This window comes from Myxococcus dinghuensis (assembly GCF_024198235.1).
In the GTDB taxonomy this organism is placed as follows: domain Bacteria; phylum Myxococcota; class Myxococcia; order Myxococcales; family Myxococcaceae; genus Myxococcus; species Myxococcus dinghuensis.
The window spans coordinates 39945-60160 of sequence record NZ_JAKCFB010000019.1; the positions used below are offsets into that span (position 1 = coordinate 39945).

Consider the following 20216-nt stretch of genomic DNA (forward strand, 5'->3'; position numbering starts at 1 on the left):
TTCCCGTCCGTGGGCGACCACTGCCGGTGCGCGCCGGTGTCGGGTGGATTGATGCAATCCAGGCCCGGGGTGCATGACGAGGGTTGGCGGCCCAACGCTGGAGGTGCCGACAATCCAGCACCCTGGAATAGAGTGCGCGCCCCATGTCCGGCACCCCACGTCGCATCCCCCTCGTCGACCTGTCCCACTACCGCTCCGGCACCCCCTCCGAGCGGGCCCGCTTCGTGAGCGTCTTCGGTGAAGGGCTGCGGGAGTTCGGGTTCGTGTCGGTGGTGGGCCATGGCATCGACGACGGGCTCATCCGCCGCACGTACGCGGACGTGGCGAGCCTGTTCGACCAGCCGGAGGCGGTGAAGTCGCGCTACGCGGTGCCGACCCTCGCGGGCCAGCGCGGCTACACGGGCTATGGCCAGGAGCACGCCAAGGACCGCAAGGTGGGTGACTTGAAGGAGTTCTGGCACGTCGGCCGCGAGCTGCCGGCGGAGCATCCGTACCTGGCGCACTACGGCGCCAACGTGTGGCCGGAGGAGGTGCCGTCCTTCCGGGAGCACACCCTGGCCCTGTTCCGCGAGCTGGACGGCGCGGCGAGCCTGCTGCTCCAGTCGCTCGCGGAGTTCTTCGGCGTGCCGCGCACCGCGTTCAGCGACATGGCCACGGACGGCAACTCCGTGCTGCGGCTCATCCACTACCCGCCCCTCAAGGAGCGCTTCATCCCCGGAGGCGTCCGCGCCGCCGAGCACGAGGACATCAACCTCATCACCCTGCTGTGCGAGGGCACCGCGTCCGGCCTGGAGCTGCTGACGCGCGACGGGGAGTGGCTGCCCGTGGACACGCTGCGCGGGCAGATCGTCGTGGACTCGGGCGACATGCTCAGCCGCGTGACGAACAACGTCATCCCCGCCACCACGCACCGCGTGGTCAACCCGCGCAGCGCCGCCGAGGACACGGTCCGCTACTCGCTCCCCTTCTTCTGCCACCCGCGCTCCGACTGCGTGCTCCAGCCGCTGCCCTCGACCGAGACGGCGGACAACCCCGCCCGCCACGCGGCCATCACCGCCGGCGCGTTCCTCCAGCAGCGCCTGCGGGAGAACGGCCTGCTGAAGTAGCCTCGCCCGAGCGCGCGCCGTGGACACCGCCTCGCACGTCGAGCTGTATGCCCTCCAGCCCCAGGTCTCCCTGGAGGACTACGCCTCGCCTGCGGCCTTCTCCGCGAGACACCGGGCCCTGGCCGCGCGCGTGGACGCGCTGCGCGAGAGGGACGCGGCGGGACGTCCCCGCCATCCCGCCCTCGTCGTGTGGCCCGAGTGGGTGGGCACGGCGCTCGCCTTCCTGGGCCAGGTGTCGCGCGTGAGGGGGCAGCCGACGCTGCGGTCCGCGATGAAGCGCGTCGCCTGGGCGGAGGCCTTCCCCCTGTGGCGCACGTGGCGCGAGCTGCGCCCCCCTGGCTGGCTCGAGGGCCTGCACGTGCTGCTCGCGCCCCGCACCCACCGGGTGATGTGGGAGACGTTCTCGGCCATCGCCCGGGACTTCGACCTGTGGGTGGTGGCGGGGAGCGCACTGCTGCCCGCGAACCGACGTGGACAGGACACACCGGACTTCGAGCCGTACGGCACGCGCACCTACAACACGGGCTACACCTTCGCGCCGAGCGGCCACTGCGTCGCCGTGACGCGCAAGGTGAACCTGGTGCCCACGCGCGAGGACGTGCTCCACCTGAGCCCGGGCCGGCCCGAGGACCTCGCGCTCGTGCCCACGCCCTTCGGGCGGCTGGGGACGGTGCTCTGCTACGACGCCTTCCGCGCGCCCCACACGTCCGAGGAGCCCTGGTTCGTGCCCTGCGCGCAGTACCTGGACTCGCTCGGGGCGGACGTCCTCGCGCAGCCCTCGTCCAACGTCTGGCCGTGGGAGGCGACCGCGCCCGTGGACACGCGTGGAGGCGCTCGCTCCCGCGGTGAGCAGTGGCACGCGGAGGGACTGGCCTCGCAGCTCCCCGCGCTGCGACACGTGCGCTACGCGGTGAATGCGCAGCTCGCGGGGGGATACCTCGACCAGCGCTTCGGCGCGCCCTCGCTCATCCTGGGGCGCACGTCTTCGGGGGAGGCCCGCGTCCTCGCCCGCTCCGAGCATCCGCGCGAGGAGGACGTGCTCCACGTCACCGTGCCCGTGGGCGATTGAGCGCGAGGCGCGGTCGTCAGTCGCCGAGCTTCTTCTTGAGCAGCTCGTTGACGAGCGTCGGGTTGCCCTTGCCCTTCATGGCGCGCATCACCTGGCCCACGAAGAAGCCGAACACCTGCTTCTTGCCCGCGCGGTACTTCTCCACCTCGCCCGCGTTCCTCGCGAGGATGTCGTCCACCACCGCCTCGATGGCGCCGGTGTCGCTCACCTGGGCCAGGCCCTTCTCCGCGATGATGTCCGCGGGCGCCTTGCCGGTGCGGAACATCTCCCCCAGCACGTCCTTGCCCGCGTTGTTGGAGAGGGTGCCCGCGTCCACCGCCGTGAGCAGCTCCGCGAGCCGCTCGGGCGTGAAGCGCAGCGCGGACACCGGCATCGCCTCCTCCTTCAGGAGTCGCAGCAGCTCACCGAGGAACCAGTTGGAGAGCTTCTTCGCGTCCGGGTACTTCGCCGCGCACACATCGAAGAAGTCCGCCAGCGGGCGCTCCGCGGTGAGCGTGCGCGCGTCGTACGCGGGCAGCCCGTACTGCTGGACGAAGCGCTGGAGCTTGGGGCGGGGCAGCTCGGGGAGCCGCTGCCCCATCGATTCGATGGTGGCCGTCGTGACGAGCAGGGGCGGCAGGTCCGGCTCCGGGAAGTACCGGTAGTCGTGCGCGTCCTCCTTGCTGCGCATGGAGCGCGTGACGCCCTTGTTCGTGTCCCAGAGGCGCGTCTCCTGGGCCACCTTCCCGCCGGACTCGATGACGTCCACCTGCCGGGCGATCTCGTACTCGATGGCCTGCTTCACGAAGCGGAACGAGTTGAGGTTCTTCAGCTCGCAGCGCTGGCCGAAGGTGTCGGAGCCCCTGGGCATCACCGACACGTTGGCGTCGCAGCGGAAGCTCCCCTCCTCCAGGTTGCCGTCGTTGACGCCCAGGTAGACGAGCACGTCGCGCAGCGCCTTGAGGTACTCCACCGCCTCGTCCGCGTCGCGCAGGTCCGGGTCGCTGACGATTTCGAGCAGCGGCACGCCCGCGCGGTTGAGATCCACCAGGCTCTGGCCCTCGCTCGCGTCGTGGACGTTCTTGCCCGCGTCCTCCTCCATGTGGATGCGGCGCACGCGGATGACCTTCTCCCCCCGCGGCGTGTCGATGGTGAGCCGTCCGTGCTCGCAGATGGGCAGGTCGTACTGCGTGATTTGATAGCCCTTGGGCAGGTCCGGGTAGAAGTAGTTCTTCCGGCTCCACACGCTCCTCGACCGCACCTCGCACCCGAGCGCCAGGCCGGTGAGCACCGCGAACTCCACCACGCGCTGGTTGAGCACGGGCAGCACGCCGGGCATGCCCAGGCACACCGGACAGGTGTGGAGGTTCGGCTCGGCGCCGAACGCGGTGGAGCAGCCGCAGAAAATCTTGGACTGCGTGAGCAACTGCGCGTGGACCTCGAGGCCGATGACGGGCTGGAAATCGCTCACGGGCATGGCGGACACACCGGGGTCATGCGCCCTGCGCCGGCAGCGGCGCGAAGCGGCGGGAGTAGTCGTGCTCGCGCTCGAAGGCGCGCGCGACGCGGAGCAGGAGGGCTTCTTCGAAGGGCCGCCCCAGAACCTGCAGGCCCACGGGCAGCCCCGCCTTCGTGAAGCCACACGGCACGGACAGCCCGGGCACGCCCGCCAGGTTGCACGGCAGCGTGTAGACGTCCATGAGGTACATGGACAGCGGGTCGTCCACCTTCTCCCCCAGCTTGAACGGGGGCACCGGCGAGGCGGGCGTCAGGAGCGCGTCCACGTCGCGGAACACACGCAGGAAGTCCTCGCGGATGAGCGTGCGGACCTTCTGCGCGCGCAGGTAGTAGGCGTCGTAGTAGCCCGCGGACAACGCGTACGTGCCCAGCATGATTCGCCGCTTGGCCTCGGGGCCGAAGCCGCGCTCGCGCGTCTGCGAGTACAGCTCCTTCAGTCCGCGCGCGTCCTTCGCTCGCAGGCCGTAGCGGATGCCGTCGTAGCGGGCCAGGTTGCTCGACGCCTCGGCCGGGGCGATGAGGTAGTACGTCGCCAGCGCGTGCCGCGTGTGGGGCAGCGACACGTCCACCAGCGTCGCGCCCAGCCGCTCGTATTCGCGGAGCGCCGCGCGGACGGAGGCCTCCACCTCCGAGTCCATGCCCTCGGCGAAGTACTCCCGAGGCACGCCCAGCCGCAGACCGCGCACGCCCTCCTCCAACCCCGCGGAGTAGTCCGGCGTCTCCACCGCCGCGGACGTCGAGTCCAACGGGTCGTGCCGGGCGAGCAGTTGCAGCAGCGCCGCCGCGTCCCCCACCGTGCGCGTCATGGGCCCGGGCTGGTCCAGCGACGAGGCGTAGGCGATGACGCCGTAGCGCGACACGCGGCCATACGTCGGCTTGAGGCCCACCGTGTTGGTGAAGGCCGCGGGCTGGCGGATGGAGCCGCCCGTGTCCGTCCCCAGCGCGCCGAACACCTCGCGCGCCGCCACCGCCGCCGCCGAGCCTCCCGAGGAGCCTCCCGGCGTGCGCGTCAGGTCCCAGGGGTTGTGGGTGGGGAAGTACGCGCTGGACTCGTTGGAGGAGCCCATGGCGAACTCGTCCAGGTTCAGCTTGCCCAACAGCGGCAGGCCCGCCTCCTTCAGCAGGCGCACCACCGTGGCGTCGAACGGCGGGACGAAGCCCTCCAGCACCCGCGAGCCGGCCGTGGTCTCCACGCCCTCCGTGAGGAAGAGGTCCTTGAGGCCCACCGGCACGCCGTCCAGCGCGCTCGCCGGAGTGCCGGCCTTGCGGCGCGCATCGCTGGCCTCGGCGGCGGCCAGGGCACCTTCCGCGTCCACGCGCAGGAAGGCGCGCACCTGGGGGTCGACCCGGGCGATGCGCTCCAGGCTCGCGCGGGTGGCCTCCACGGAGGACACCTCGCCCGAGGCCAGCTTGCGCGCCAGCTCCAGCATCGTGAGGTCCGTGAGCTGCATGACGGGCGTCTCCGGGGGCGGCTGCTATTCGATGATCTTCGGCACCGCGAAGCTCGTCCCGACCTTCGCCGGGGCGTTGGCCAGGGACTTCTCCGGCGGCAGCGACGGCCGCGCCACGTCCTCGCGCAAGAGCGACGCGGCGAGCGTGGCGTGCGAGGTGGGCTCCACCGTCTCCACATCGACCGACTGTAGCTGAGCCACCGCGTCCAGCACGGCAGACAACTGGGTGGCGAAGCGCTGCTCCTCCTCGGGAGTCAGCGCCAGCCTCGCCAGCGTGGCCACGTGACGCACCTGCTCGAGCGTGAGGGCCATGACGGGGAGCCTCCTCGCGGCGGGACTACTTGCGCTTGAACAGGTTGAGGATGGCGCCCATCACCTTGCCACTGCCCTCATGCCCGTGCTGCTTCATGAGCTCGTCCAGCTCGCCGGAGTCCAGGAAGACGCCGCCACAGTTGAAGCACGTCTCCAGCTCGACGTTGCCCTGCTTGAGCGTCTGCAGGTCCATGCCGCACTTGGGGCACTTCATCCAGTGCAGCTTCTTGAGCTCCTCGCGCTGCTTGTCCGCGGTCTCCGCGGCCTGCTGGAGGGCCAGCTTGCGCTTCTTCTCAATCTCCTCCCGGGCGAAGTACTCCTCCTCGGTCGAAGACGGCTTGTCCGTTCGGTTGTCGGCCATGGGGTGGATCCTCCAAGGAAATCGTGGCGGCACCATACCCGCTTCGGTGGAGCACGCAGCCGAAATGTAGGCCTTGTGTCCCGTACACTCCGCCCCTGCTGGAAGGACTGCCGGAAAATTGACCACTCCCCCCTCCTCCCTACACTCGTCGCGGGCATTGCTACAGCCCGCTACGCGGCTGGGACGCGCAGAGGGAAGAGGTCATGACGGCGAAGAAGGGTCGGGCGGAGAAGGCGGTGCTGTCGCGGCAGGAGATCGCGACGCGTCGCAGGGCGCTCGCCGAGAAGAAGCGGAAGGTGGGCGGAGGCGGCGGCTCGGGCCGGGCCATCGTGGGCGTGTTCCTGCTCGCGGCCTCCCTGATTTCGCTGCTGGCGGTGGCCACGTTCGACCCCCATGACCGGGTGGGTCCAGGCTTCCGCAACGCGGTGGGGCCGATGGGACACCTCATCGCGGAGACGCTGCGCGGCATGTTGGGCGTGTGCGCGTACCTGGTCCCCGTGGCGGGCGTCTACACCGCCATGGTGCTCTTCGTGGGCAACCGGGACCGGAAGCGGGCGCCTCAAATCATCAGCCTGGCGCTGCTGACCGCGAGCGTCGCCGTCCTGGCACAGCTCATGTTCGCCGGGGACAAGGGTTGGGCCCATCACCCGGGCGGCGCGCTGGGCGCGAGCCTGGGAGGCGTGCTGTCGGGGCTGTTCTCCACCGTCGGCACCGTCATCCTGGTCACCGCCATCAGCGCCGCGGCGCTCATCGTCGGCACCCAGTACACGTTCTTCAAGCTGTGCTCGCTGGTCTGGGCGGGCATGTGCGTCGTGGGCCGCCGCCTCTCGGAGGTCGGACACGCCTTCTGGGAGAACCAGAAGGCCGCCTACAAGGTCCGCCAGGAGCGCGCCGCGCAGGAGAAGCTGGAGGAGGCGGCGTTCCTCGCCCAGTTGGAGGCGGACGAGGAGGAGCTCGCCGAGGCCGAGCGCGCCGCCGAGGAGGCGGAGGCCGCGGAGGCCGAGGCGATGGCCGAGGAGGCCGTGCGGCTCGCCCGCCAGTCGGAGAAGGAGCAGGCCGCCGCCGCGAAGCAGGCCGTCAAGGACGCCCGCGAGCGGGAGAAGCTGGAGAAGAAGAAGGTCCCCGTCGTCGCCGAGGAGTCGGACTCGCTGCCCCCGACGCCCGCCATCACCGTGGCCGGCGAGAAGCTGGCCCGCGTGGAGAAGCGCCCGGCCCCTGGCGCGGACCCGGCCTGGGCCGCGTCCTTCCTCGCGCCCGCGCCCCACTCCACGCCCATCGTCCCCGAGGGGGTCGAGCCTCCGCGCGGTCGCCGCAAGACGCCGAACATCGTCACCGGTCCGTCCGCGCCGGCCACGGGCGCCCCGTCCGAGCCCGCCGAGCCGGTGGTCTCGCCGCCCATCGCCATGCCCGCCGCGCCCCAGCCGGCGCCGGTCGCCGCCGCCCCCGCGGCCATCGTCCCGGCGCCGCCGTCCGCGCTGGCGCGCATGCCGCTCATCGTGGAGCCCAAGGCGCCGCCCAAGCCCACCGCGAAGAAGACCCAGGACCAGTTCGAGTTCGTGGGTGACCGCAAGAGCTTCTCGCTGCCTCCGCTCGACGTGCTCGAGTACAACAAGAAGGAGCGCTCCGAGCTGGACAAGGACGCCTTCCTGTCCACGGCGGAGAAGCTGCGCGCCAAGCTGGCCGACTTCGGCATCGTGGGCGAGGTGGTGGAGATCCGCCCCGGCCCCGTCGTCACGATGTACGAGTTCCTCCCGGGGCCCGGCATCAAGGTGAGCAAGATCGCCGCGCTCGCGGACGACCTGGCCATGGCCATGGAGGCCATGCGCGTGCGCATCGTCGCCCCCATCCCCGGCAAGGGCGTGGTGGGCATCGAGGTCCCGAACAAGGACCGCGAGACGGTCTACCTGAAGGAGATCGCCGAGCAGGACGCGTTCCTCAAGGGCCCCAGCAAGCTGACCATGTGCGTGGGCAAGGACATCGAGGGCATGCCGTACGTCTTCGACCTGGCCAAGGCGCCCCACCTGCTCATCGCCGGCACCACCGGCTCGGGCAAGTCGGTGGCCGTCAACTCCATGATCATGAGCATCCTCCTCAAGTCCACACCGGAGGAGGTGCGCTTCATCATGGTGGACCCGAAGATGCTCGAGTTGTCCGTCTACGAGGGCATCCCCCACCTGCTGCTGCCGGTGGTGACGGACCCGAAGAAGGCGGCGCTCGCGCTGCGCTGGGCCGTGGAGGAGATGGAGCGGCGCTACCAGATGCTGTCCGAGGCGGGCGTGCGCAACATCGCCGGCTTCAACAAGCTGGTGGAGAGCTCCGCCTCCGAGGTGACGGACGCGCTGGCCTCCGAGCCCGCGCCGAAGAAGTCGAAGCCCAAGAAGGTCCTGGTCGTCGACGTCGAGGGCGGCGAGAAGTCGGCCGCGTCGTCGGGTTCGGGCGGAGACGGCCTGGGCGTGGCCGCGCCTCGAGAGGACATGGAGGAGCTGCGCGAGGCGCTGGTCTCCGAGGCTTCCGCGGACGTCGTGCCGGAGGTCGATGCCGAGGCCGAGGACGACGAGGCTCCGCTGGAGGCGGGGGCACACAAGCCGGAGAAGAAGGAGCTCAAGAAGCTGCCCTACATCGTCGTCATCATCGACGAGCTGGCCGACCTCATGATGGTCGCCAGCCGCGAGGTGGAGACGTACGTGGCCCGCCTGGCGCAGATGGCGCGCGCGGCCGGCATCCACCTGATGGTCGCGACGCAGCGTCCGTCCACGGACGTCGTCACCGGCGTCATCAAGGCCAACTTCCCCACGCGCATCAGCTTCATGCTCCGCTCCAAGCCGGACTCGATGACGATCCTGGGCACGGTGGGCGCGGAGGCCCTGCTCGGCATGGGCGACATGCTCATCATGCCGCCCACCAGCGCGCACCTGCAGCGCGTCCACGGCGCCTTCGTCTCCGAGGACGAAATCAAGAAGGCGGTGGACCACCTCAAGGCCCAGGGCAAGCCCGTCTTCGACGAGTCCATCCTCAAGCCGCGCGACGAGGACGTGGAGGCTGGTGGCGAGGAGGACGAGCTGTCCGACGAGCTGTACGACCAGGCGCTCGCGGTGGTCAGCGAGATGCGCGCGGTCTCCATCTCCATGCTCCAGCGCAAGATGCGCATCGGCTACAACCGCGCCGCGCGCATGATCGAACGCATGGAGCGCGACGGCGTGGTCGGCGCGGCCGACGGCGCCAAGCCCCGCGAGGTGCTCATCCGTGGCGTGGGCGACATGCCCGGCGCGGGCGCGATGTAGCGGTCCGTCGCGGCTGTAGTCTCCACGGGGGTGTCCGGCGCGGTCCGGGCGCCCCCGTCGCCTTTCATGGCCCCGCCGCCCCTGTGCCCCGGGGAGCGAGCGGCCGACCCCACGCCCACGACGAGGCCCCCGATGATTGTCGCCATCTCCCGCTTCCGCGCCGCCCCCGAGGAGGCCCAGCGCCTGGTCGCCCGCTTCCAGGAGCGCGCGCGCCGGGTGGACGCGCACGACGGCTTCCTGGGGCTGGAGGTGCTGCGCTCCTTCGAAGCGACCCCGGAGCTGCTGCTGGTGACGCGCTGGCGGGACAGGGAGGCCATGCGGGCCTATTTCCAGTCGGAGGACTTCCGCCGGGCGAAGGAGGCCAGCGCCAACCAGGCGGGGGCGACCTTCGCCTTCTACGAGGTCGTGGGCACCTGATGCGTCTTGCCGGTTCCCAAGCGGGCCCGTGTCGTCTATGGGCGGAGTCCCATGGCTGAACGCATCGCCCTCTTCGCAACCGCCGCCCGAGGTACCGAGGACCTGCTCGCCGACGAGCTGAAGGAGCTCGGCGCGCGCCGCATCCGTCAGGACCGAGGGGGTGTCCGCTTCATGGCCACGCTCGACGAGGCCCTCATGGTGTGCCTCTGGTCCCGCATCGCCATGCGGGTGCTCTATCCGCTCGGTGCCTTCGAGGCCCACGGCGCGGAGGGGCTCTACGAGGCCGCCGCCAGCGTCCCCTGGGAGGAGCACCTGACGCCCGCCACGACGTTCGCGGTGGACGCCACGCTGAAGGACAGCGAGCACAGCCACTCCGGGTTCGTCGCCCTCAAGGTGAAGGACGCCATCGTCGACCGGATGCGCGAGGTGGTGGGCACCCGCCCGGACGTGAACACCAAGAACCCCGACGTCAGCGTGGTGGCGCACCTGTCCCGCGACACGCTGTCGCTCTCGCTCGACCTATGCGGCGAGCCGCTGCACCGCCGGGGCTACCGCGTGCGCCCCACGGCGGCGCCCCTCAAGGAGACGCTCGCCGCCGCCATCCTCCGCGCCGCGCACTACACCGGCGAGGAGGCGCTGGTGGACCCGATGTGCGGCTCCGGCACGCTGCTCATCGAAGGCGGGATGATCGCGCGCCGCCGGGCCCCGGGCCTCAACCGGGACTTCTCCGTGGAGCGCTGGCCGGAGATGGGCGCCCGCGCGAAGGAGCTGCTCGTGGACATGCGCGCGGACGCGCGGCGCAACGAGCGCAAGGTGCAGGTGCCCCTGTGGGGCTTCGACAAGGACGCGGAGGCGCTGGAGGCCGCGTCCCGCAACGTGCGCGCCGCGAAGCTGACGGAGGAGATCACCCTCGCCGAGGGCGACGCCACGAAGCTGCCGCCCCTGCCCGGGACGGGTGGCCTCATCCTCACCAACCCGCCCTACGGCGACCGGCTCGGCACGGGCGGCCAGAAGGGCATGAAGAGCTTCTATTACAAGCTGGGCGAGTCGCTGCGCGTGCCCGGCTGGCGCACCTGGGTGTTCATCGGCAACCCGGCCTTCGAGAGCGCGTTCCACGCGCGCCCCTCCGCGCGGCGGGATTTGTGGAACGGCCCCATCGCCTGCACGCTGCTCGGCTACCGAGCGCCGGACGCGCGGGGCGGCGACTCAGAAGCGCCGCTCGGTGCGCCGCGCCAGCCGGACGATGTTACCCCGGTGCGTCCACAGCATGAGGACGAAGAGCAGGGCTGACAGGCCGGCGTACTCCACCGCGGGCGCGGTGTAGGCGGACATGCCCACCGCCGTCGCGCCCGCCGCGAGCGAGCCCAACGAGCTGACGCGCCACACCGCGAGGATGGCGACGTAGACGACCCCGGCCGCGAGCGCCGCCAGGGGTACCAGCACCAGCAGCACCCCCAGCGCCGTGGCCACGCCCTTGCCGCCCTGCAGCTTCAGCCACACGGGGTAGACGTGGCCCAGCACCGCGGCCAGCCCCACGGAGACGTGGACCACCGGCTGCTCCGGCATCAATCGCAGCGCGAGCACCACCGGCAGCGCGCCCTTCAGCGCGTCCAGCACCAGCACCACCGCGCCCAGCTTCTTGCCGGCGACGCGGGTGACGTTGGTGGCGCCGATGTTGCCGCTGCCGCTCTGGCGCACGTCCACGCCGCGCAACCACCGCGTCAGCAGCACACCGAACGGAATGGAGCCGGCGAGGTAGCCCAGCAGGACGAGCGCGGAAATCACGCCCCCAGGCTACAGCAGCCAGTGGGGGAAGCGCGTCTTCACCACCACGTAGGCGTAATTGACCACGATGATGACGGGCATCGCGACCTGGAATAGGTGCCACTCCCGGGGTGTGAGCTGGACCTCCGGGATGGGCATGGCGAAGACGAGGTGCAGCACCATGGCCACCGCAGCGAGCGCGAACAGGAGGGCCGCCACCGTGCCCAGGGGGTTGGCCTCCCAGGCCCCCACGAAGTTGAAGTGGGCCACCCGGTCCGCCACGCGCGTCAGCCCGCAGCCGAGGCAGGGCCACCCCGTCCGCTGGCGCAACACGCAGCCCCAGAACGGGATGAGCCGGGCCACCGGGATGTAGCGGGCCACCAGCAGCCCCACCAGGCCGATGATGCCCAGGTAGTCCACCGTGCCGAGTCGACGATTCCGGGGAGGGATGAGGACCTTCATGCGCGCCCCACCAAGGTGTGCGGGAGTGAGAGCTTAGTACGGGGGGCGCCTTGCCGGAGCAATGAGTTTTGACTAAGCGGACAGGCCATGAACCCGCTCCGCACGTCCCTGATGCTGCTGGTCGCTGTTCCCCTGCTCGCCCTGGCGGCGGACAAGACGCCCGCCAAGGACAAGGCCGTGAAGGCCGACAAGGCCGCGGCGAGCGACTGTCACCACCCGGCCGACGCCAAGACGGCGACCCCCGCGCCCACGCCCGCCGCCGCGCAGGACGGCTGGAAGCTCAGCCGGGGCGAGCCCCTCAAGGGCGCCACGGCGGTGAAGCTGGCGGACCTCATCGCCAAGCCCCAGGCCCACGACGGCAAGACGGTGTTGCTCGAGGGTCGCGTGCGCAAGGCGTGCGAGCGCAAGGGCTGCTGGATGGAGCTGGCGGCGGACGACCAGGTGAAGAGCCCGGGCGTGCGCGTCACGTTCAAGGACTACGGCTTCTTCGTACCGCTGGACTCGGCCGGCGCCCAGGCGCGCGTCGAGGGCGTGGTGAAGGTGGCCGAGCTGAGCGAGGGCCACGCGTCGCACTACGAGTCCGAGGGCGCCGTCGTCCCGCGCGGCACGGACGGCAAGCCGCGCGAGGTGCAGTTGGTGGCGACCGGCGTCGAGCTGCGCCGGTAGTCCATGGCACGCAGCTTCAGCATGAGGGGCGTGCAGAGCGCGGCGGACCGCGCCGTGCAGCACGCCCGCGCGTGGATGTTGGAGACGGAGCCGGGCTCGCGGGTGCACGACGTCCAGTTGGACCCGCGCTTCCAGCACCGGGGCGTGGACCTCCTCTGGGAGCTCCCCTCGGGAGAGGTGCGTGGCATCGAGGTGAAGGGCGACCGCAACGCCACCCGTCGCCGCTACTTCTTCGAGCTCGTCTCCAACCTGGAGAAGGACACCCCCGGCTGCTTCCTCTACAGCGGCGCGGACCTGCTCGTGTACGTCTTCCTATCTCAGGGAGAGATGCACGTGCTGCCCCTGAAGGCCGTGCGTGACTGGTTCCTGCCGCGCGCGAAGGACTACGCGCTCAAGCACGCCTTCACCCAGACGGGCGCCATCCGCTACACGACGGTGGGCGCCGTGGTGCCGACACGCGACGTGGGCGAGGGCGTCGCCAACGTCCTGCGGGTGCCCCTGAGGCGGTCGGCCGCCGTCGCGGAGGAGGTCGCCTCCGGCGAGGGCGAATCCGTCCCCGTCGGGGAAGCTCCCCGTGGCGAGCGACAGGGTCCGGGCGCGGCGGACTGAGACGACGTCACGCGAAGACCTCCGCAGCCCGGGACGCGGGCGGCGCGTGCGCCATGCGCGAGCGCGTCTGTGCCGGCGAGGGCGAGCCCATCCCCGTCGAGGATGCGCCTCGCGGCGAGCGTCAGGGTCCGGGCGCGGCGAATTGAGGCGACGACTGCCCTCGCCCGCATGCCCGGGACGCGGGCGGCGCATGCGCGAGCGCGTGTGGGGCCCGAGCGCCAGGCGATGACCGACCGCCCCACCCGAGAGCGACAAGGTCCGTGTGCGTGAAGCGAAGGTGGAGGCCGCACGGGATGACGGCCCCGCGCCACCGGGGCACGAGCGGGAATCCCCCGCGACGAGCGCATGCCGGGCGGGCCCCTGGAAAAGCGGCGCGCCCGCGGAGGCCGGTTGCCAGGTCTGCTGGCTCGGCCGCGCGGGCGCGCTCGCGACGTGGCGATGGAACGCCGCTCAGTGCTGGTGAGCGTGGCGGTGGCGGCGATGGCCGGGGTGGATGCGGTCGTGCTCCGCCTCCAGCCGCTCGGCGGTGCGCACCAGGTCCAGCAGCGCCAGTTGGTCGTTCTGCGCCTTGTAGACGTGCTCCAGGCGCGGCACGAGGTCGAGCGCCAGGTGCAGGTCCTTCGCCGACTCCGCCCACTCGAGCAGTTGGCGGCCCGCGGCGGCGGCCTGCCCATGCGCCTGCAGGTGGATGAGGCCGTCCATGGCCAGGATGCGGGAGATGGGCGAACGGGAGGTGTCGCTCGTGAGCTTCACCAGGTCGTCGATGGCGGGGTCCTTCTCACCGCGGGCCGCGCGCACCATGGACTTGGAGATGCCCTTGCGGTCCGGGATGAAGAACTCCTCGATGTCCGCGAAGGCCTCCGCGTGGTCCGGGTGACCCGAGCGGGCGAGCGTCTCAGCGAGGCTGTCGAAGACCTCGGCGTCCTTCTCCGTGAACGGCGCCAGCGCCTCCTGCATGAAGCGCTCCTGGGGCGAGCCCTTGTCGTCCACGGGGATGCGGGGGCGCAGCGTGCCCATGCGCTCGAAGGCCGCGGCCACGGGCGCGTCGGTGATGCCGTTGAGCAGCCGCAGCAGCGCGTTCATCAGCCCCGCGAGCGTGTCCGTCAGCTCGTACGGCGCCACGCGGTCCGGCAGCCAGCGCCGCCACAGCTCCACGGCCACCGCCACCACGAAATCCTTGAAGGGGCCCGTGCCCTTCCACTTCGGCTTCCACTGCTGGGCGATGCCCAGGGGATAGGTGCCCTCGGAGAGCTTCCGGAAGTCCTCCTCGTTGATGGGAAGGCCGTAGTGGCCGAGCGTCCCGAGCAGGGCCTCCGTCGAGTACTCCTTCAGGCCCTTCTGCTGCCACGCCTTGTCCACGCGCTGCGTGCTCACCTGGTTCTCCGCTGCCCTAGGCGCCGGGCATCGGCGCCAGCGCGACTTCTAGCGGAACCGGGGCCCGCATTGCACCGCTCGTTCGCTCTCCGCGTCACACGGCGGACGCCGCGGGCATCACCTTCGGAACCGTGGGCCAGACGGTGGGGTTGCGGCGACCATCCTCCACCCTCCGGGCCAGGTAGGGCTCACACCCGCGCGCCTCGAAGGCCTTCTTCCACGCGGAGAAGCCCGCCCCCGCGCGCCAGGCGTCCATCGCCGCCAGCCCGCCCTCGGGGCCGCACTGGGCCAGCATGTACTCCACCCACGCCCACCGCGCGGACGTGGGACGCACCTCGGCGCGCCCCCGCAGGCCCTTGCGCAGCCGCTCCAGCCGGGTCTCCACCTCGCGGATGCCCGCGAAGGGCGCGCCGTCCAGCGGGGTGTTGCGCTTGGCCACGAACGGCGCGACCCCCAGGGCCACCGGGAGGATGCGCGACAGCTCCGTGGTGAAGCGGATGAGCTCGTCGATGTCCGACGCGTCCTCGAAGGGCAGCCCCACCACGTTGTACACCTTGAGCTGCTTCATCCCCGCGGTGCGAGCGAACCCCGCGGCGCGGACGATCTGCTCCTCGGAGTGTTTGCGGTCGACCATGTCCCGCATCCGCTGCGAGGCCCCGTCCGCCGCCACCGTCAGGTTCGTGGCACCGCCCCGGCGCAGTTGGTCCACCAGCGCCTGTGTCAGCCGGTCCGCCCGCAGGGACGACACCCCTACCTCCCGGCCAGCGTCCACCAGCGTGCGGAGCAGCTCCACGATGCGGGGATGGTCCGTCACCGCCGCACCCACCAGTCCCACCCGCCGGGCATGGTCCGGGATGAGCGAGAGGATGCGCTCCGGGGGCACCGTCCGCATGCCCCCGTTCGTCGTCCGGCGCATGACGCAGTAGTGGCAACCGCGAGAGCAACCCCGCTCCGGTTCGATGAGGAACATCGACCGCAGCTCGGTGTGGGGCGTGATGATCTGCGAGCGCGCCGGCAGCCGGGCATCCTGCGCCTTGGCCACGTGGTAGCGCGGCCCGCCCCGGCCGGGCACCCGGAAGCCGGGGATGCGCGCCAGGTGGTCCAGCAACGCCTCGCGCTCCATGGAGGCCGCGGCGTCGATGAGGACGTGGATGAGGTCCTCGGACTCGCCCTGGACGAGCACGTCCACGAACGGCTCCAGCGGATCCGGATTGGAGAACGTCAGCGGGCCGCCCGCCACCACCAGCGGGTGACGCCCGTCCCGGCGCTCCTCCGCCAGCAACGGCAGGCCCGCCAGGTCCAGCAAGGTGAAGAAGCCCGTCAGCTCCAGCTCGTACGCCACGGAGAAGGCGAGCATGGAGAAGCTGGAGACCGGGGCCTGGGACTCCCAGGTGAACAGGGGCGTGCGGGTCCGCCGGAACGCCTCCACGTCATCCGGGAGGAAGACCCGCTCGGCCGTCGCCCCCAGGTGCTGGTGGACCTCCCGGTAGATGGCCTGGAAGCCCAGGGAGCTCATCCCCACGTGGTAGGGGCTGGGGTAGCAGAGGGCCACCCGATAGGGCGCCTCCTTGTAGAGAGTCCCCTCTTCGTCCGCCAGCAGCGAACGGACATGCCCGATGAGTGAGTAACGGCCCTCCATGTGCCTCCAGGGTGCTCCAGCGCCATAAAACACCGCGGCCCCGTCAGTCCACTCCCTGAGGAGGGCTGCCGGGGCCGCGTTGCGCCACTCGGTGGTGGCTCAGCTCAGCAAGCGCTGGCTGTTACTTGAGAGAGGGCACCGCTTCCGAGAGGACGCAGAAGCCCACCGACTCCTCGCACGTCACCGCGAAGTCGGGGTTCACGAAGCTGCCCGCACCGCAGTTGTCCGCAGAACCTGCGGGAGCCTCGGGATCGCAGCCCACCGCCGGCCACATGCCGCGGAAGATGTAGTTCGCGGTGCAGCCATCACGGGTGTACTTCAGCTCACCGGTGATCTGCGTACCAGGAGCGCTCGGCGCCGAATAAACCCGGACGTTCGAGAACTGGTACGAGATCGTCGTGTGGGCGGCCGTGGGGGTCGCAGCCGCGTCCACCGTCGCCTCAGTGAACGTGTCTGCGTGGCACAGCGACTTCTCGTCCGGCGTGATGGCGAAGTCGCCAATCGCCGTCTGGTTCGTCGAGGGCCCCGGATCACGAGCGCCGCGGCTCGCCAGACCCGCAGGACGGAGCGTCAGCTGGGCCTTCGAGGGGTCGGCAGGGTTGGCGAACTTGAAAACGCCCACCAGCTCAGCCGGGGGAATCCCGGTTTCGCAAGCCTCGCCCGCTGCGTTCGTTCCCGACTCGCTCAGAGCATCGTACTTCGTCGCCCAGCTCGCGCTGTCCTGGACGAAGCAGGAGACCTCGGCCTGCTCGTTGCTGCATCCCGTCATCAGGGAAGCAACGCCGGCGACGACCATCGCAGTCTTCAGAATGTTCTTGGTCATGTGACTTGAAGTTCCGATTCCGTGAATGGTCAAGGACTAGAACGTGTACCGGATGCCGAAGCGCATCTGCCGCGGCGGCTGGTAACGGGTCGGGTTCTTGAAGTTCTTGTTGATGTCGCCATCACGCGCGCCGAACGCGATCGGGTTGCCGTCGTCGTCCGTCGGCTCATAGCCGGGGATGTACTGGACGTTGTTCGGCAGGTCGGTCGGCTTGCCACCCTCGAGCGGGAGGACGTCGCGCGTGGTGTAGGACTGGTCGACGGCGTCAGCGGTCTGGAAGTTGAACAGGTTGAACACGTCCAGGGTGAAGGAGATCGTGCTGTCCTTGCTGACGCGGTAGTTCACGCCCACGTTGGAGTCGATGATGTTGATCCACGGGGTGCGACCGCCAGAGCCACGGGGGAGGACGAAGGACTCATCCTGGCCGTAGTCCGGGTGGTGACCGTAGTAGTTGATCGGGGTACCGGAGTTGCCGCGGTAGGACAGACCGATGCTGGCCGACAGCTCGTTGGTGAAGTTGAACTCCTTCGCGCCGAAGATCTTGATGGAGTGCGTGCGGTCGAAGGGCAGCAGACCGGTGCGGTTGGCGAGCAGCTCCACGAGGTCGAAGTCCGACAGGATGTTCGGGTCCAGCTGGGCCGTCTCGGGACGGAACAGACCGGGGTAGTTACCGTACAGGCGCGACCAGGTGTAGCTGGCCTGGGCGAGCCACCCGTCCGAGAAGTTCCGGTTCAGGTAGACGGTGACGTTGTCGTAGTTACGCTCCGGCTTCGGGAACTCCTTGGCGAAACCGTAGCTCGGGTTGCCGAGGAAGTAGGTCGCGCCAGAGTCACGGGACATGTCCTCGATGACCTTGTTCATGTCGCGGTGGGTGTAGCTGGCGCCCACGCGGGTGTTGGCGATGAGCTCGTACTCGGCGCCGACGACGATTTCGTCAGAGGACTGCGGGGAGAGGTCCGGGTCGACCGGGGTCTTCTCCACCTTGCCGCCCGTGTAGAGACGGTTCGGGTTGCGGACGCTCTCGGGCTGCGCGAGCACGTTGGCGCTGTCACGGCAGGCCGTCTGCTGGCTCTCGCGGCTGGAGGGATCGCAGTAGCCCGTCTGGTCCGGATCACCCGGCTCGGCCATCGCGCGGCGGGCGGTGTAGCGACGCTCGGGCGGGAAGGAGCGGTCCAGGATGTTGAGCGGAACCTGCTCGTAGTACCGGGCGAAGTTCACGAAGAACTTCGTGCGGCCGTTGGCGAACGGGTCGACGATGGCGCCGATACGGGGCGACCACTGGTTGCCGAGGCGCAGGGCCAGCTCGTCGTCGCCGCCGTACATCGACTGGATGTCGTAGCGGACGCCGATGTTCAGGGTGACGCGGTTGGCGATGGACCAGGAATCCTGCAGGAAGCCACCAATGGTGGTGCTGGAGGTCTTCGACTGCTGGGTCAGCTGGGTGACCGGGGAGTCCGGCCCCGTCTGGTAGCCGTACCGGCGGGAGTCAGACAGCGTCATGCCGTTGTAGGGGTTACCACGGAGCGTGGCCCCCGTGTACGGCACGCTCTCCTCGAAGTACACGCCGCCGCCGTACGCCTTGGTCTGGTCGTACACCAGGAACTCGGTGTCGACGCCGGCCTTCAGCACGTGGGTGCCGAGCGCGTTGAGCAGGTAGGTGGCCTTCGCGTTGATCTGGTAGCGATCCAGCTTCGCGTCGCTCATGAAGCCAGGGCCGCCGAGCGTGTAGCCGGTCACCGGGCAGCGCTGGATCACAGAGCCGTCATCCGCGGTGAAGGGCTCGCACATCCCCTCCGTACCCGCCGGCAGGGACTCGAACTGCGCCAGGTTGCGCTCCTGGGTGTAGGCCATGCGGGAGTAGCCAGCCAGGCCGTCCGTCGAGCCCAGCTTGCTGCCGTCACCCGGCAGGGTGGAGGCCGTCTGGTGGAACCAGCCCGCCGTCGCGTCGACGAGGACCTTCTTGTCCATGAAAGCGCCGGCGTACTTCAGCGAGAGCGCGGTCGTGTTCGCGTTGGTCTCCGTGAGGCCGAAGTCACCCGGACGCGAGGTCAGGGCGCCGGGCAGCAGGCCCGTCTTCGGATCCACGGACAGCTTGCCCAGACCACCCGTCGAGGACGGGGTGCCGTTCAAGGAGAACGACAGGTTGTGGTCCTGGTTGATGAGGTAGGTCAGCTTGCCCATGTACTGGATGCTGCGCGCATCCGCGAAGTACTGGCGCTGCGAACCGGGGATCAGCGACGTCTGGGTGAAGCCCTGCGAGTCGCGGATCGGGTTGCCCTGGTCATCCAGCTGGATGGCGTTGAGCGAGCGGGTGTGCTCGTAACGCGCGAACGAGGGAGCGAAGCCGGCGAAGAACCACAGCTTGTCCTTCAGGATGGGACCGCCGAGGGTCGCACCGAAGTCGCCCATGTTCTTCAGCTCGTTCAGGCCCGAGATGACCGTGCCTTCCTCACGCACGATCTTGCGGTTGCCCTCGAGCGTACCCGGCGTCCAGTTGGCGAACACGGAGCCGTGGAACTCGTTGGAGCCCGACCGGGTGACCGCGTTGATGACACCGCCCGTGGAGCGACCGAACTCCGGCAGGTAACCGCCGGTGATGACGTTCACGTCCTGCACGAACTCGATGCTCATCGGGCTGGCGTTCACGCCGTAGGCCGGGTCGTTCGTGGACAGACCGTCCACCACGTAACCGTTCTCAGGCGAGGTCGCGCCGTTGATGGACACGCCGTACGTATCGTTCTGGGCACCCGGGGCCAGTTCGGCCAGGGACTCGAACGAGCGGGCCGCGCCACCCTTGCCGCCCGGACGGGCGACCGCGATGCGCTTGATGAACTCCTGATCCACGCTGACGCCCGTGGTCGTGGAGCCCACGTCGATCGTCGGCGGGGCGCCAACGATCTCCACCACCTCACCGAGGGACTCGGGGAGCAGCTCGACGTTGACGCGGATCGTACGGTTCAGACGCAGCTGCACGTCGGAACGAGCGTAGGGCTTGTACTGCTCCTTCTCGAACCGCAGGGTGTAAACACCCGGCGGAAGCTGGGGAATACGGTAGTTGCCCTGGGCGTCCGTAACCACCGTCTGCTCGCCCTGAAGGTTGGGCGAGGTGGCGGTCACGACGACGTCAGCGACAGGCTGCCGGCTCTGAGAATCGATGACCGTACCGATCATCGTACTCGACTGCGCGAAAGCCGCCGATCCGTACAGCAGACCTGCGGCCAGAACAACTCCGGTTTCCCGGAGCACTCGGTTCAAGTGCATACCAGACCCCTCCAAGGTGGGCTGCAACCGAAAATGACTGGGGAAAATATCCGAGGTCGGGCAGTTGTCAATAGACCGTTGCTTTTTGGTAACCAGTGGGGCAATTGCGCGATCACGTCAGTTA

17 protein-coding genes are annotated in these 20216 nt (G+C 69.9%); 7 read left to right on the forward strand and 10 right to left on the reverse strand.

The genetic code is table 11. The annotated features are described in order from the left end of the window. Positions 1-143 precede the first annotated feature (143 nt). Entirely contained in the window at positions 144-1106 is a 963-nt protein-coding gene (locus LZ198_RS23925; protein WP_253974343.1) for an isopenicillin N synthase family dioxygenase, read from the forward strand. A 19-nt stretch (positions 1107-1125) separates the two neighbouring features. Then, positions 1126-2175, forward strand: a complete 1050-nt coding sequence (locus tag LZ198_RS23930; protein WP_253974344.1) for a carbon-nitrogen hydrolase family protein — start codon at positions 1126-1128, stop codon at positions 2173-2175. Positions 2176-2191: 16 nt separating this feature from the next. Here LZ198_RS23930 and gatB read toward each other — a convergent pair whose 3' ends face one another. Genes gatB through LZ198_RS23950 form a run of 4 tightly spaced genes read right to left on the reverse strand, consistent with a single transcriptional unit; the run spans position 2192 to position 5796 of the window. Beyond that, a complete protein-coding gene (gene gatB, locus LZ198_RS23935) occupies positions 2192-3631 on the reverse strand; it encodes an Asp-tRNA(Asn)/Glu-tRNA(Gln) amidotransferase subunit GatB (protein WP_253974345.1) in 1440 nt (479 codons plus the stop codon). Positions 3632-3647: 16 nt separating this feature from the next. Continuing rightward, positions 3648-5123 (reverse strand): Asp-tRNA(Asn)/Glu-tRNA(Gln) amidotransferase subunit GatA, encoded by a 1476-nt coding sequence (gene gatA / locus LZ198_RS23940; protein ID WP_253974346.1) that lies wholly within the window; start codon positions 5121-5123, stop codon positions 3648-3650. 24 nt (positions 5124-5147) lie between these two features. Then, on the reverse strand, positions 5148-5435 hold the full coding sequence (gatC, locus tag LZ198_RS23945; protein ID WP_253974347.1) for an Asp-tRNA(Asn)/Glu-tRNA(Gln) amidotransferase subunit GatC: 288 nt from the start codon (positions 5433-5435) through the stop codon (positions 5148-5150). Between the two features lie 25 nt (positions 5436-5460). Continuing rightward, positions 5461-5796, reverse strand: a complete 336-nt coding sequence (locus tag LZ198_RS23950) for a TFIIB-type zinc ribbon-containing protein (RefSeq protein ID WP_253974348.1) — start codon at positions 5794-5796, stop codon at positions 5461-5463. A 203-nt stretch (positions 5797-5999) separates the two neighbouring features. On the opposite strand from LZ198_RS23950, the gene LZ198_RS23955 reads away from it, so the two are divergent. The 3 genes from LZ198_RS23955 (at position 6000) to LZ198_RS23965 (ending at position 10784) form a co-directional block, all read left to right on the forward strand. Then, on the forward strand, positions 6000-9077 hold the full coding sequence (locus tag LZ198_RS23955; protein ID WP_253974349.1) for an FtsK/SpoIIIE family DNA translocase: 3078 nt from the start codon (positions 6000-6002) through the stop codon (positions 9075-9077). Positions 9078-9209: 132 nt separating this feature from the next. Beyond that, complete coding sequence (locus tag LZ198_RS23960) at positions 9210-9494, forward strand: antibiotic biosynthesis monooxygenase family protein (RefSeq protein WP_253974350.1); 285 nt, start codon at positions 9210-9212, stop codon at positions 9492-9494. Between the two features lie 51 nt (positions 9495-9545). Then, positions 9546-10784: a THUMP domain-containing class I SAM-dependent RNA methyltransferase gene (locus LZ198_RS23965; protein ID WP_253974351.1), complete on the forward strand. Its 1239-nt coding sequence runs from the start codon at positions 9546-9548 to the stop codon at positions 10782-10784. On the opposite strand, the gene plsY is transcribed toward LZ198_RS23965, so the two are convergent. Together plsY and LZ198_RS23975 are read right to left on the reverse strand one after the other, a co-directional pair. Continuing rightward, positions 10701-11279, reverse strand: coding sequence for a glycerol-3-phosphate 1-O-acyltransferase PlsY (plsY, locus tag LZ198_RS23970; RefSeq protein ID WP_253974352.1), 579 nt, complete (start codon positions 11277-11279; stop codon positions 10701-10703). The two genes, LZ198_RS23965 and plsY, sit on opposite strands and share 84 nt — an antisense overlap. A 9-nt stretch (positions 11280-11288) precedes the next feature. Next, positions 11289-11720 carry a DUF2752 domain-containing protein gene (locus tag LZ198_RS23975; RefSeq protein ID WP_253974353.1) on the reverse strand — a complete coding sequence of 144 codons (432 nt, stop codon included), beginning with the start codon at positions 11718-11720 and terminating at the stop codon, positions 11289-11291. Positions 11721-11807: 87 nt separating this feature from the next. Between LZ198_RS23975 and LZ198_RS23980 the strand changes: the two genes are divergently transcribed. Both LZ198_RS23980 and LZ198_RS23985 read left to right on the forward strand, forming a co-directional pair. Next, entirely contained in the window at positions 11808-12386 is a 579-nt protein-coding gene (locus tag LZ198_RS23980) for a DUF4920 domain-containing protein (protein WP_253974354.1), read from the forward strand. A 3-nt stretch (positions 12387-12389) separates the two neighbouring features. Beyond that, on the forward strand, positions 12390-12995 hold the full coding sequence (locus tag LZ198_RS23985; RefSeq protein ID WP_253974355.1) for a hypothetical protein: 606 nt from the start codon (positions 12390-12392) through the stop codon (positions 12993-12995). 450 nt (positions 12996-13445) lie between these two features. Here the strand turns inward: LZ198_RS23985 and LZ198_RS23990 are convergent, their stop codons facing one another. The 4 genes from LZ198_RS23990 to LZ198_RS24005 all read right to left on the reverse strand — a co-directional run bounded on the left by LZ198_RS23990 (position 13446) and on the right by LZ198_RS24005 (position 20092). Then, positions 13446-14369: a hypothetical protein gene (locus LZ198_RS23990; protein ID WP_253974356.1), complete on the reverse strand. Its 924-nt coding sequence runs from the start codon at positions 14367-14369 to the stop codon at positions 13446-13448. Between the two features lie 94 nt (positions 14370-14463). Next, positions 14464-16008, reverse strand: coding sequence for a radical SAM protein (locus tag LZ198_RS23995; RefSeq protein WP_253974357.1), 1545 nt, complete (start codon positions 16006-16008; stop codon positions 14464-14466). Positions 16009-16129: 121 nt separating this feature from the next. Further along, the gene (locus tag LZ198_RS24000; protein ID WP_253974358.1) at positions 16130-16831 is read right to left on the reverse strand and encodes a hypothetical protein; all 702 of its coding nucleotides are present in this window, start codon (positions 16829-16831) and stop codon (positions 16130-16132) included. 36 nt (positions 16832-16867) lie between these two features. Continuing rightward, positions 16868-20092, reverse strand: coding sequence for a TonB-dependent receptor (locus LZ198_RS24005; RefSeq protein ID WP_253974359.1), 3225 nt, complete (start codon positions 20090-20092; stop codon positions 16868-16870). Between the last annotated feature and the right edge of the window lie 124 nt (positions 20093-20216).